Here is a 12,885-nt window from a genome sequence, read left to right as displayed (position 1 = left end):
AGGTTGTATTTTATGGTTCGTAACGATTTGCGCAATGTCGCTATCATCGCTCACGTTGACCACGGCAAGACCACGCTGGTGGACGCGATGCTGCATCAGAGCGGCGCTTTCCGCGACAATCAGGTCGTGGCAGAGCGTGTCATGGACAGCGGTGACATCGAGCGTGAGCGCGGCATCACCATTCTGGCCAAGAACTGCTCCTGCACCTACAAGGGTGTCAAGATCAATATCGTCGATACCCCGGGCCACGCCGACTTCGGCGGCGAGGTCGAGCGCGTGCTGAAGATGGTCAACGGCGTCCTGCTGCTGGTGGACGCTGCCGAGGGCTGTATGCCCCAGACCCGTTTCGTGCTGCAGAAGGCTCTGCAGCAGAACCTGAGCCTCGTGGTGGCCATCAACAAGATCGACCGCCCCGACGCCCGCATCAAGGAAGTCATCGACGAGGTGCTCTACCTGCTGATGGATCTGGGCGCTACCGACGAGCAGCTGGACTGCCCCATGCTGTTCTGCTGCGGCCGTGAGGGCACCGCAAGCCTCGACCCCGATGTGCCCGGCACCGATCTGGTCCCCCTGTTCGACACCCTGCTGAGCACCATCCGGCCCCCCGAGGGCGACCCCGAGGCTCCCTTCCAGATGCTGGTGTCCTCCGTGGACTACAACGAGTTCGTGGGCCGCATCGGCATCGGCCGCATCCAGAACGGCGTCGCCAAGGTGGGCGAGGAAGTGGTCGTCTGCGACTGGCACAACCCCGACCTGAAGATGCGCGGCCGTCTGACCAAGCTGTATGACTTCCAGGCCAATGGCCGCCAGCCCTGCGACAACATCACCGCAGGCGACATCGTGGCCTTCTCCGGCCTGCCGGACGTCACCATCGGCAACACCCTGTGCAGCCCCTCCAGCGTGGAGCCGCTGCCCTTCGTGAAGATCAACGACCCCACCGTCGAGATGACCTTCTCCGTCAACGACAGCCCGCTGGCCGGCCGCGAGGGCAAGTACGTCACCAGCCGCCAGATCCGTGACCGTCTGCAGAAGGAACTGCTGAAGGACGTCGCCCTGAAGGTGGAGGACTCTGCCACCACCGATTCCTTCCGCGTCATGGGCCGTGGCGAGATGCATCTGTCCATCCTCATCGAGACCATGCGCCGCGAAGGCTATGAGCTGCAGGTCTCTCCCCCGCACGTCCTGACCAAGGTCATCGACGGCAAGACCTACGAGCCTATGGAGCACGTCGTCATCGACGTCCCGACCCAGTATCAGGGTGCTGTCATGACCGGTCTGGGCCAGCGCAAGGCCATCCTGCAGCAGATGGAGTCTCTGGGCACCGACCGCGTGCGTCTGGAGTTCCGTATGCCCAGCCGCGGCCTGTTCGGCTACCGCAACCAGTTCCTGACCGACACCCACGGCGAGGGCATCATCAACCAGATCTTCGACGGCTATGATGTCTGGGCTGGCATGATCGCCAACCGCTCCACCGGCTCTCTGGTCAGCTTCGAGACCGGCGAGGCCGTCACCTACGGCCTGTTCAACGCCCAGCAGCGCGGCACCCTTCTGGTGGGCGCGGGCGAGAAGGTCTACGAGGGCATGGTCATCGGCTACACCGCTTCCGGCGAGGATGTGGACGTCAACGTCTGCAAGACCAAGCACCTGACCAATACCCGTGCTTCCGGCTCTGACGACGCCCTGCGCCTCATCCCCATCAGCAAGCTGAGCCTTGAGGGCTGCCTTGAGTTCCTCGCTCCGGATGAGCTGCTGGAGGTCACTCCCGAGAACCTGCGCATCCGCAAGCAGATCCTCAACCACGAGCAGCGCATGAAGGCAAAGAGCAAGCTGAAGTAAGCTCTTCCCCTATAAAAGCAGCGATCCCGTCCCCTGCATCCCGGATGCAGAGGGCGGGATCTTTTTGCAGCAAAACATCCGCAGCGGCCCGGAACGGGCGCACTGCGGATGTTTTTTCTTATTCTGATGTTCAGCCTGCGTAGGCGCTGCCCGGCGTCCAGACGTTGTCCGCCGCGTACTTGGCGTGGTTGCGCAGATACGTCACCCACGCGCCGTAGCCGTTGCCCGCCGAGAAGTGGACGCCGTCCGGCGCAGCCAGCACCTCTTTCAGGTTGCCCTCGCCGTCGGCCAGCGTCTCCCACAGGTCGAGGTAGACGCAGCCCTTGTCGGCGGCCAGCAGGGCCAGCTGCTCGTTCACCGAGCGGATGATGTCCGAGGCAAGGCCCGGCTTTTCCACGGCCGCCTCGGGGCGGACGGGCGGGATGGACTGGACATAGATGACACACCCCTCGCCCAGCGTCTGGCGCAGGACATCCAGCATCTGACCGTAATAGGCGAGGAAGCGGTCTGCCGCGCCCACGGTGGTCAGGGTATTGGTGCCCAGCAGGATATACAGCTTCTTGGGCTGGGCGGCGGCCAGCACATCCAGCGCCACCTCCGGCCCACGCACGCTGCTCTTGACCGCGCTGCGGTTGACGATGGCGTCCGGGCCGACGCCGGTGTAGCCGCAGATGAGCGCGCCGCCGAGGTTGATGCTGTAATCCGAGAAGCCCACGGTCAGGCTGTCGCCGAGGAAGGCCGCGTCGGAGAAGTAGCTCAGATCGACCTGCCCGCAGGCGGGCTGGCGGATGACGCTGCTGTCGTAGGCCCTGACGCTGTAGGCCCCCGCCGTCTGGCGGGCCGGGCCGAACTGCTCCAAGGTCACGGCGGCGGTGCCGTCTGCTGCCGGGGCGGTGCTGTCGGCGCTGCTGTCCGCCCCGCCCTGCATCGGCAGGGGGGCGAGGATATTCTGCGCCGTGCCGTTGGCCGTCACCGTTGGCAGCTCTTCGGTCTGCTTCTGCCCGTGCTCGAGGATGACCGTGATGGCGAAGCTCACCAGCAGGATGCCCGCTGCGGCCCCTGCGAGCCGTGCGAGGCCTCCCGCGCCGCCCCGCCGTCTCCGGCTGGTGCTGTGATACTCATGTGAAATGCCCATAAAGGTGTTCCCGCTTTCGTTTGGTTCTGATGATAGTCTGCCCGGGATGGGGCGGGTTATCCCCCGCTGCGGCCCGTCAGCGCTGTGTGAACCCTATTTTATCATAATTTTTTTGCCTCTGCAACCAATTAGGGCTTGCATACAACAGGCAAAACGGTTACAATAGGAGTAGAGCAGGTTTTTGCACACATTTCTCGAAGTGCTTGCACGACCTGCTAGAATTTTTGTGCGAGTTGCGGCTGCCGATTGTTGGCTCTGCCCCCGCCTGTACACTGTGCAGGGTGTGCGGGCCTCGGAAGGGACAGGGCGCGGAGCGGCGCTGCGGCGCACAGGAAGTCCAATTTATCGGTAAATGATACAAGGAGGTTCTCATGGCCAAGAATGTGATCATCGGCCAGAGCGGCGGCCCCACCGCCGTCATCAATTCCAGCCTCGCGGGCGTCTACAAGGCCGCCTGCAGTCTGGGCGCAGACAAAGTCTACGGCATGAAGCACGGCATCGAGGGGCTGCTGAAGGAGGAGCTTGTGGAGCTGAACGTCCTGCTGGACGACCGGCTCAGCATCGAGCTGCTCAAGCGCACGCCGTCCAGCTATCTGGGCAGCTGCCGCTACAAGCTGCCCGAGCCGGAGGCAGACTCCACGCCCTACGTCAAGCTGTTCACCCTGTTTGACAAGTACGACATCTGCGCAGTGTTCTACATCGGCGGCAACGACTCGATGGACACCATCGCCAAGCTCAGCCGCTACGGCACACAGGTGGGCAGCACGGTGCGGTTCATCGGTGTGCCCAAGACCATCGACAACGACCTCTGCCTCACCGACCACACCCCCGGCTACGGCTCTGCGGCCAAGTACATCGCCACCATCCTCAAGGAGGTCATCCGCGACTCTTCTGTCTATGACATCCGGAGCGTGACCGTGGCCGAGATCATGGGCCGTCACGCCGGCTGGCTGGCCGGTGCGGCCTGTCTGGCGGGCGGCGACGACTGCGACGGCCCCGACCTCATCCTTCTGCCGGAAGTCCCCTTCGAGCCGGACAAGTTCCTCGCCAAGGTGGACGAGCTGCAGCGGGTGAAGTCCAATGTCATCATCGCGGCCAGCGAGGGCGTCAAGACCGCCGACGGCACCTACCTGTGCGACCTCGTCTCCACGGCAGGCCAGCTGGACGCTTTCGGCCACAAGGCCATCCTCAGCGGCACCAGCCGCTATCTGTCCGACCTCATCCACGACAAGCTGAACTGCAAGAGCCGCGCCATCGAGTTCTCGACGCTGCAGCGCTGCGCCAGCCATCTGGCCAGCCGCACCGACGTGAACGAGGCTTACGCCGTGGGCGGCGCTGCGGCGGCAGCAGCCTTTGCCGGTGAGACGGGCAAAATGATCGCGCTCAAGCGCGTATCCGAATATCCCTACCAGTGCATCACCGAGGCAGTGGACGTCCAGAAGGTGGCAAACCTTGAGAAGAAGGTGCCGCTGGACTGGATCGCCCCCGACGGGATGCAGGTGACGGCGGCGTTCGAGGAGTACGCCCGCCCGCTGATCCTCGACGAGGTCACTCCCGTCTACGTCAACGGCACGCCCCGCCACATCTGCCTGTAAGGGATCGTCTTTTTCCTTTCCCCGCGTCTGTTTTCGTGCACCTGCACGTTTAAAATAATGCCGAAACAGAAAAACAAAAAAGGAGAAATCATCATGGGTAAAAATGCAATCGTTGGCCAATCCGGCGGCCCCACCTCTGTCATCAACGCAAGTCTGGCGGGCGTGTTCGAGAGCTGCAAGAGCCGTGGCGCAGACATCGTCTACGGTATGTGCAACGGCGTGGCCGGTCTTCTGGAGGAGCGGGTCGTTGACCTGTCCACCCTGCTGACCGATGACCTTGACATCGAGCTGCTCAAGCGCACCCCCTCCAGCTTCCTCGGCAGCTGCCGCTACAAGCTGCCCGACTGGCACACCGACGAGACTGTGTACAAGAAGCTGTTCGCCATCCTCGAGAAGCTGAACATCGGCTACTTCTTCTACATCGGCGGCAACGACTCGATGGACACCATCGGCAAGCTGGCGGAGTACGGCGAGCGCATCCAGAGCGACATCCGCTTCATGGGCGTGCCCAAGACCATCGACAACGACCTGATGGTCACGGATCACACCCCCGGTTACGGCTCTGCGGCCAAGTACATCGGCGTGGTGATGAAGGAGATCATCCGTGACGCCACCGTCTACGGCACCAAGTACGTCACCGTCGTGGAGATCATGGGCCGCAACGCCGGCTGGCTGACCGCCGCCGCCGCGCTGGCCAAGAGCGACGACTGCGAGGGCGTGGATATGATCTGCCTGCCGGAAGTCCCCTTCAACGTGGAGCACTTCGTCGAGAAGGTGCGGATGATGCAGGAGAAGAAGCCCAGCATCGTCATCGCTGTGTCGGAGGGCGTCAAGCTGGAGGATGGCCGCTACGTCTGCGAGCTGGCAGATGACGTCCACGCAGTGGATGCCTTCGGCCACAAGGCCCTGACCGGCACCGCCCGCTATCTGGCCAACGTGGTGGCCCGCAATCTGGACACCAAGACCCGCTGCATCGAGCTTTCCACCCTGCAGCGCTGCGCCGGACACCTGACCAGCCGCACCGACATCACCGAGGCCTATCAGGTCGGCGGTGCTGCCGCCAAGGCTGCTTTTGAGGGCGTCACCGGCCAGATGGTGGCCCTGAAGCGTATCTCCAACAGCCCCTACCAGTGCACCACCGAGCTGCACCCCATCAGCGAAGTGGCAAACCTCGAGAAGAAGGTGCCGCTGAGCTGGATGAACGAGAATCATACCCAGATGACCGAAGATTTCCTCGCTTACGCACGGCCTCTCATTCAGGCTGAGCTGACCCCGCTGTACATCGCCGGTCTGCCTCACCACATCTACATGAAGACCCAGAAGTAAGCTTCTGTTTCGCAATGGCACCCCTGCATCTGCGGGGGTGCTTTTTTTGTACGGAAACGACTCGAATTTACCTGTTTTTTGCTTGTGTTTTACACAAGCCTGTATTATAATATAGATATATCTGCGTCGTCCGCTGTTGGACGGCGCGTTTTTTCGTGAGTGATCTTCTGATCTTCGAGGAGGCAGAGTATTTCCATGACACAAAATTCCCGGACCGGCGATCTGACCAGCGGCCCCATGCTGCAAAAGATCATCCTGTTTTCCCTGCCGCTGGCGGCATCCAGCATCCTGCAGCTGCTGTTCAATGCGGCTGACGTGGTGGTCGTGGGCCGTTTTGCGGGCAGCACGGCGCTGGCGGCCGTGGGCTCCAACGGCGCACTCATCAACCTGCTGGTCAACCTGTTCGTGGGCCTGTCGCTGGGCGCGAACGTCGTCGCGGCCCGCTGCTTCGGCGCAAAGGACGAAGAGGGCGTCCACACCACCGTCCAGACGTCGGTGACGCTGGGCCTCGTCAGCGGCCTCTTTCTGGCCGTGGTGGGCATCTTCGCGGCCCGGGGCCTGCTGGAGCTGATGAGCTGCCCTGAGGACGTCATCGACCTGTCCACCCTCTACCTCAAGATCTACTTCATCGGGATGCCCATGACCATGTTGTACAACTTCAGCTCGGCGCTGCTGCGTGCCGTGGGCGACACCAAACGGCCTCTGTTCTGTCTGGCCGTGGCGGGCGTCATCAATGTGGTGCTGAATCTCGTCTTCGTCATCCTCTTCTCCATGAGCGTGGCGGGCGTCGCGCTGGCCACCATCATCAGCCAGACTGTTTCCGCCTGCATGGTCACGGCCCTGCTAGTGAAGGAGAAAGGCCCGCTCCACCTCGACCTCGGCCATCTGGGCTTCCACGCGGGGGCGCTGGGCCAGATCCTGCGCATCGGCCTGCCCGCCGGCTTGCAGAGCACCGTGTTCAGCCTCTCCAACGTCGTCATCCAGTCGGCGGTCAACTCCTTCGGCTCCACCATCGTGGCGGGCAACTCGGCCGCCTCCAACCTCGAGGGCTTCGTCTACACGGCCATGAACGCCTTCGCGCAGGCCGCCGTCACCTTCACCAGCCAGAACATGGGCGCACGCCGCTACGACAACCTCGACCGCGTCATGCGCAACTGTCTGCTCTGCGCCGCCGTCACCGGCCTCGTGCTGGGCGGTGGTGCCTCCCTGCTGGGCGAACAGCTGCTCCACTTCTACTCCTCCGACGAGGCCGTGGTCGCGGCCGGTCTGGCCCGTATGCATATCATCTGCACCACCTACCTGCTCTGCGGCTGCATGGACGTGCTGGCCAGCTGTCTGCGCGGACGGGGCTACTCCGTCCTGCCGATGGTGGTCAGCCTCGTGGGCAGCTGCCTGCTCCGTCTGGTCTGGATCGCCACCATCTTCCAGCTGTTCCGCTCGACCACTACCCTCTATCTCAGCTACCCCATCAGCTGGATCCTGACGGCGCTGGTGCACCTCGGCTGCCTGCTGGTGGTGCGGCATAAGATGAAGCAGGAGATCTCCCTGACGAAGGCGGCATAATATTTTTCAACTGATAATCGATAAAGGCCGGAGACCTCTGCGATAGAAGTCTCCGGTCTTTTTGTAGCTATTCCCTTATTGATTCCTTCCTGATTTTCTGTATAATATTATCTATACAGTATTTCCTTCATAAATGAAAGAGAGTTTCTTTTAATGTGCTACGCTGATTTGAAAGCAAAACGATTAAAATACCATATCAGTCAATCGAAATTAGCTGTTGCTTCTGGCTATACAAAAGCCGCTATTTCCTCTTGGGAACGAAATAAAGTTATTCCTTCCCCTTACGATTTAGAAAAGCTAAATGCTATTTTAACGCAACTTATCGACGCCATCAATGCAGGCACTTTAAATATTCAAAAAAAATCAATTCGTCCTTCTCAATTCGCTTCCCATGCGCTTCCCAAAAATATAAAATCGCCCGAAGAATACAAATCTCTGCTTTCTGCATATTCTCCTTTATCCTACAACCCCTATCGTGCAAAGCTATCTGAGCTTTACAAATGTGCTCAATGTCCAAAATCTAGCGCTTCGCCAAAGGCTATTGCTCTCTTCTCCGGGTGTGGTGGAATGTCATTGGGTTTTGCTTCCGCCGGCTTCAACGTCATCGGACATGTTGAAATTGATGAATCTGCGTGCCAGATTTATCATCACAATTTTCCTCACAGCACTTTACTCGCACATGATATATGCTCCATAACTGACAAAGATTTATTCTCTTGGCAACAGCAATATGGGCCTATTGATTTGATTATCGGCGGTCCACCATGTCAGGGATTCAGTCTTGCCGGTAAACGTGATCCAGAAGACGTGCGAAATCAGCTTTACAAATATTATGTTCACATCGTATCTGTTCTGCGTCCTAAAATATTTGTAATGGAAAATGTACGCCTCCTTACTTCAATGAAAACATCGGATGGAGAATTATTTATAGACTGCATTCTTCGCGCCTTCTCCTCAACCGGTTACAGTATTACACGACATGAAATAAATGCTTCTGATTATGGCGTTCCCCAAACCCGCGAACGCCTTTTTCTCGTTGGCGTCCGTAGCGACTTAAACAAGAAATTTATTTTTCCTGACAGCATACCTTCTGATACACAAAAATTGACTTTTCGTGATGCTACTTTTGATTTGCCTTTCTTGGAGTCTGGAGAATCTTCTCTTGACCCGCTTCATTGGAGCATTTCTCATCCAACTCATGTCATCCAGTGGCTAAAAAATGTTCCTGAAGGTCATAGTGCGCACGAAAACATCGACCCTGCACTTAGACCTCCAAGTGGATTTAATACCACCTATAAACGCATCCGTTGGGACGAACCTTGCTCTACAATCTCCACAAATTTCAGTATGATTTCCGGATGTCGTAATGTTCATCCTTCTTCTACACGTTCTCTTACCATCCGGGAAGCTACCCGTGCACAATCTTTTCCCGACGAGTTCATTTTTACCGGAAAATGGGGAGACATCCGAAGGGCCATTGGCAATGCTGTTCCCCCTATTTTGGCTGCCTGCATCGCAAAAGCTTTATATCAACAATTCTTTGACATCAAATCTTTCTGAAATATCCTGCTTTCAAATTGAATTGCAATTGTGTCGGATGCTGTCTTTGGCCACCTCTTTGAAATTGAATAAAGCCAAATCTAGGTGCATAATGGATTTTGTTATTGTTCTTATAGGTTCCCTTCCTTATCACATACGGTGAAAGCTCAAAACCACTATACGCCTTTGATATGGCAACGATTTCTTCCATTGAAAATACTGCTATATCACATTGTTCAAAATCACTATACCGAACTGTTTGATGCAGCAAATAATCCGGTGGATACGGGTCATCTTTGTATGCTTTCTGGAAAAGAAGCATCGTAATATAGTCCTGCCATACGGTAAAAATTTCCTTCCACTCCTGCTGAGCTTCGCAAGGCAATTCTTCCCAATAGAAACGGTTCGGGTCTGAATTACGGCAATTCAACTGCTGGGCAGTCATAATATCGAGTGGACGAAATCCTATATCTCCACAGAACATCGACATTCCCTGCTCTCCCATCGAACTGACACTTATTCCATTTGTTCTGAGCAGATAACAAAATGCTTTTGCAGTAGTAAAGTACATTTGGTCGTTTGTTGGAGTCTTCTTATTGCAATTTTTTACTGACACACCAATAGTTTCCAATCCCCTGCTACTTGTTATCTGCAAAAGGACATCCGACTTACATTTCGTAATAGGATTTCCTTCTTCGTCCTGCAGAGCATCCCCTACTCCTGATGTTGCAAGTCCACCCAGCCACCATGCTTTTACATCATAAACATTGACATTCCTGTCATTTGCTATATATTGTAAAAGAATCTCTGCTGGACTTCCACAAAAAACATGTAGTGTATTCCCTTCAACCGGATAAAACAATTTATTGTCAAGCTCATTGATGTGCTCTGTCAGTGTTTTTTCAAATTTATGTCCCTTCTTCCGACCTTCTGTTCCTGCAATGATTTGCATCTGGTGCTCTGGACTCGTTGCATTCAAAGCCATTGTTTTTCTCCTTTTGTTACATTTATAAGCCTTCAAACAGTTCACTGAGCGAAATCTCAAGTCCATCTGCAATTTTCTTAATATTGCAGATGGATATATTCCGTTTTCCCGCTTCTACAGACGCAAAATAGGTTCTATCCATTCCTATCTCAAGCGCAAATTTTTCTTGACTAAGTCCTTTTTTCATCCTTAGTTGTTTGATTTTCTTTCCAAGTTCGACCGTAATCAACTCAATTCCCCCTTCATTTGAAGTATATAGGTAACCGGCTTTTAAGTTAACGGACTATAAGCAACATTGTTAAAATACTCCTGTTTCAGCGTACTTCTCTGAATAAATAGCACAGGAACCCGAAACCGTTTAACACCTCGATTGGCATTCAAACTGGTTCCGGGTTCCTGTATTTATACTATTCTTTTGTCTTAAATGCTATTTTTGTTTGACGGCTCCCGCCTACTTTAATCTCTTCGCCAGCAGATACCGGTCATAGCCGCCGTACATCTCCCGGCGGCAGACGATCTCGAAGCCGCAGGCGAGGGCGTTGCGGAGGCTGTACTGGTTGTCGGGGCTGACGGTCGCCCCGATGCCCACGATGCCGGGGCGGAGCCGGGTCAGGGCTGCTTCCAGCAGCTTCCGCTGCAGGCCGTTGCCCCGGTAGTCGGGATGGACGATGGCGCTGTCCGCGTTGGCCCAGCCGTCCCACGCGGGTTTGGGGATGCCCATGAAGGCGGCATAGTTGTGCTCGTCCTGCCCGCAGTAGCGCAGGATGAAGTAGGCCCCCAGCCGCCCGCCGTCCCAGCCGCCGATGCACAGGTCGTCCCGCAGATAGCGGGCGATATTTTCCAGCGTGTCGGGCACGAACTGCTCCGGATGGGGCATCCCGGCCCGCACCTCGTTCTGCAAAGCGTAGAAGGCGGCGGCATCCTCCGGCCCGGCGGGGCGCAGGGTCATGGTGCGGCTTTCGGGCCTGCCGCACCCTTTGTGCAGAAGAACTTCCATTCTTGCTCTATCCCTCCAAAATAAAATCATACTTTCCGGTCGATTCCAGTATAAATGCCGTTTGAAACATTGTCAATTTATGTTATAATATTTGTAGAAAAAGTTTCTGCCGGGCATCCTTGTGCCCGGGCAGGGCTTTTTTCTGAAGTCCAGGCAGGGCCGCCCTGCCCGTGTACCGGAGGAAACGAACCATGAGAGATCCCAGCTTATCCCCTTCCAGCCGCTTGGGCGGCGCTGTCATCAGCGACCGCATCGTCAGCGCCTTGCTGGAGGAACTGCGCACCGGCCGCTATGCACAGGCCGACCGTCTGCCTGCGGAGGTGGACCTTGCCGCCGAACTCGGCGTCAGCCGCACCGTCATCCGAGACGCCCTGAGTGAGATGGAGCGTGCGGGCTACATCGAGCGGGTGCGCGGCATCGGCACAGTGGTCAACCGGAGCGTGCTGGGCCTGCGCAGCCGCTTGGACCAGAAGCTGGAGTATTACCCGCTCATCCGCAGCTTTGGCAGCTACCCCCACGCCGACGGCATCCAGATCTATCCCGTCCGCGCCAACGAAGAGCTGGCCCGGGAGCTTGCCATCGAGCCGGGCGACGAGGTGATCTGCATCAAGAAGCGCATCCTCGCCGACACCACCCCCGTCATCTACTCCATCGACTACCTGCCCCGCGCCCTCTTCGGCAGCCGGGACTTCACCCGCATCGACCTGTCGGGCGACGTATTCGAGGTCTTGGAGCGGGAGTGCCGCCAGCAGGTGGCTTCCAATGTGGCCCACCTCAAGGCCAGCTGCGGGGACGAATCCATCCGCGCCGCCATGCGTCTGGCCCCCGGCGAGGCCATGCTGCTGCTGGATGAGATCTGCTACAACCGGCTCTGCCATCCCGTCATGCGTTCGCTGAGCTACTACACGAATTTCTTCGACTTCTCGATTCTTCGAAAGCTTCTTTGACGGAGGGAAACAAAACACTATGCGTCATCTGATCGATCCGTTGGATCTCAGCCAGCAGGAGATCACCTCTCTGCTGGATTTGGCCGACCACATCTGCGCCGACCCGGCCGCTTATCAGGATGTGGCCGCCCACAAAAAGCTGGCCACCCTGTTCTACGAGCCGTCCACCCGCACCCGCCTCTCCTTCGAGGCCGCGATGCTGAACCTCGGCGGCCATGTCCTTGGCTTCCCCAGTGAGAACGTGTCCAGCGCATCCAAGGGCGAGAGCGTGGCCGACACCATCCGCGTCGTGTCCTGCTACGCCGACATCGTGGCCATGCGCCACCCCAAGGAGGGCGCACCGCTGCGGGCCAGCCGGTACTCCCGCATCCCTGTCATCAACGCAGGCGACGGCGGACACCAGCACCCCACCCAGACCATGACCGACCTGATGACCATCCGCCGCCGCAAGGGCCGTCTCCACGACCTGACCATCGGCCTGTGCGGTGACCTGAAGTTCGGCCGCACCGTCCACTCCCTCATCAAGACGATGGCACGCTGCGAGAACATCCGCTTCGTCCTCATCAGCCCCGAGGAGCTGCGCGTGCCCGACTACATCATCACCGACGTCCTCGAGGCCAACCACATCCCCTACAAGGAGACCCGCAGCCTCGAGGAATCCATGCCCGAGCTGGACATCCTCTACATGACCCGCGTCCAGAAGGAGCGCTTCTTCAACGAGGAGGACTACATCCGCCTGAAGAACAGCTACATCCTCACCAAGGACAAGATGGCCCTCGCCAAGCCCGACATGGCGGTGCTGCATCCCCTGCCCCGCGTCAACGAGATCGCGCTGGATGTGGACGACGACCCCCGCGCCGCCTACTTCGAGCAGGTGCAGAACGGTGTCTACGTCCGGATGGCACTTATTATGACACTGCTGGGCCTTAAGGACCCCAAAGCAGACAAGGAGGACAACTGAA

The 12,885-nt window shown here is 57.7% G+C and carries 11 protein-coding genes; 7 read left to right on the top strand and 4 right to left on the bottom strand.

Features of this window, described 5'->3' with window-relative positions:
* Nucleotides 1-12 precede the first annotated feature (12 nt).
* Entirely contained in the window at nucleotides 13-1,836 is a 1,824-nt protein-coding gene (gene typA / locus LKD23_RS05390) for a translational GTPase TypA (RefSeq protein WP_227620773.1), read from the top strand.
* Between the two features lie 130 nt (nucleotides 1,837-1,966).
* Here typA and LKD23_RS05385 read toward each other — a convergent pair whose 3' ends face one another.
* Complete coding sequence (locus tag LKD23_RS05385; RefSeq protein ID WP_227620772.1) at nucleotides 1,967-2,971, bottom strand: GDSL-type esterase/lipase family protein; 1,005 nt, start codon at nucleotides 2,969-2,971, stop codon at nucleotides 1,967-1,969.
* Between the two features lie 371 nt (nucleotides 2,972-3,342).
* Between LKD23_RS05385 and LKD23_RS05380 the strand changes: the two genes are divergently transcribed.
* The 4 genes from LKD23_RS05380 to LKD23_RS05365 all read left to right on the top strand — a co-directional run bounded on the left by LKD23_RS05380 (nucleotide 3,343) and on the right by LKD23_RS05365 (nucleotide 9,015).
* Nucleotides 3,343-4,566, top strand: coding sequence for a 6-phosphofructokinase (locus LKD23_RS05380; RefSeq protein ID WP_227620771.1), 1,224 nt, complete (start codon nucleotides 3,343-3,345; stop codon nucleotides 4,564-4,566).
* Between the two features lie 93 nt (nucleotides 4,567-4,659).
* Complete coding sequence (locus LKD23_RS05375; RefSeq protein ID WP_227620770.1) at nucleotides 4,660-5,892, top strand: 6-phosphofructokinase; 1,233 nt, start codon at nucleotides 4,660-4,662, stop codon at nucleotides 5,890-5,892.
* 195 nt (nucleotides 5,893-6,087) lie between these two features.
* A complete protein-coding gene (locus LKD23_RS05370) occupies nucleotides 6,088-7,455 on the top strand; it encodes an MATE family efflux transporter (protein WP_227620769.1) in 1,368 nt (455 codons plus the stop codon).
* A 153-nt stretch (nucleotides 7,456-7,608) separates the two neighbouring features.
* Nucleotides 7,609-9,015, top strand: a complete 1,407-nt coding sequence (locus tag LKD23_RS05365; RefSeq protein ID WP_227620768.1) for a DNA cytosine methyltransferase — start codon at nucleotides 7,609-7,611, stop codon at nucleotides 9,013-9,015.
* Here the strand turns inward: LKD23_RS05365 and LKD23_RS05360 are convergent.
* From LKD23_RS05360 to LKD23_RS05350, 3 genes are all read right to left on the bottom strand, one after another.
* Nucleotides 9,002-9,979 carry a hypothetical protein gene (locus tag LKD23_RS05360; RefSeq protein ID WP_227620767.1) on the bottom strand — a complete coding sequence of 326 codons (978 nt, stop codon included), beginning with the start codon at nucleotides 9,977-9,979 and terminating at the stop codon, nucleotides 9,002-9,004. The two genes, LKD23_RS05365 and LKD23_RS05360, sit on opposite strands and share 14 nt — an antisense overlap.
* Nucleotides 9,980-10,001: 22 nt before the next feature.
* Nucleotides 10,002-10,208: a helix-turn-helix domain-containing protein gene (locus tag LKD23_RS05355; protein ID WP_227620766.1), complete on the bottom strand. Its 207-nt coding sequence runs from the start codon at nucleotides 10,206-10,208 to the stop codon at nucleotides 10,002-10,004.
* Between the two features lie 222 nt (nucleotides 10,209-10,430).
* Nucleotides 10,431-10,976: a GNAT family N-acetyltransferase gene (locus LKD23_RS05350; RefSeq protein WP_227620765.1), complete on the bottom strand. Its 546-nt coding sequence runs from the start codon at nucleotides 10,974-10,976 to the stop codon at nucleotides 10,431-10,433.
* Nucleotides 10,977-11,167: 191 nt separating this feature from the next.
* On the opposite strand from LKD23_RS05350, the gene LKD23_RS05345 reads away from it, so the two are divergent.
* Nucleotides 11,168-11,923: a GntR family transcriptional regulator gene (locus LKD23_RS05345; protein WP_227620764.1), complete on the top strand. Its 756-nt coding sequence runs from the start codon at nucleotides 11,168-11,170 to the stop codon at nucleotides 11,921-11,923.
* Nucleotides 11,924-11,942: 19 nt separating this feature from the next.
* Nucleotides 11,943-12,884: an aspartate carbamoyltransferase gene (gene pyrB, locus LKD23_RS05340; RefSeq protein ID WP_227620763.1), complete on the top strand. Its 942-nt coding sequence runs from the start codon at nucleotides 11,943-11,945 to the stop codon at nucleotides 12,882-12,884.
* Nucleotide 12,885: the final 1 nt, after the last annotated feature.

The organism is Faecalibacterium butyricigenerans (assembly GCF_020687345.1).
Classification (GTDB): domain Bacteria; phylum Bacillota; class Clostridia; order Oscillospirales; family Ruminococcaceae; genus Faecalibacterium; species Faecalibacterium butyricigenerans.
The sequence above is the reverse complement of the archived record's forward strand: the minus strand, read 5'-3'. Positions and strand labels throughout refer to the sequence as shown.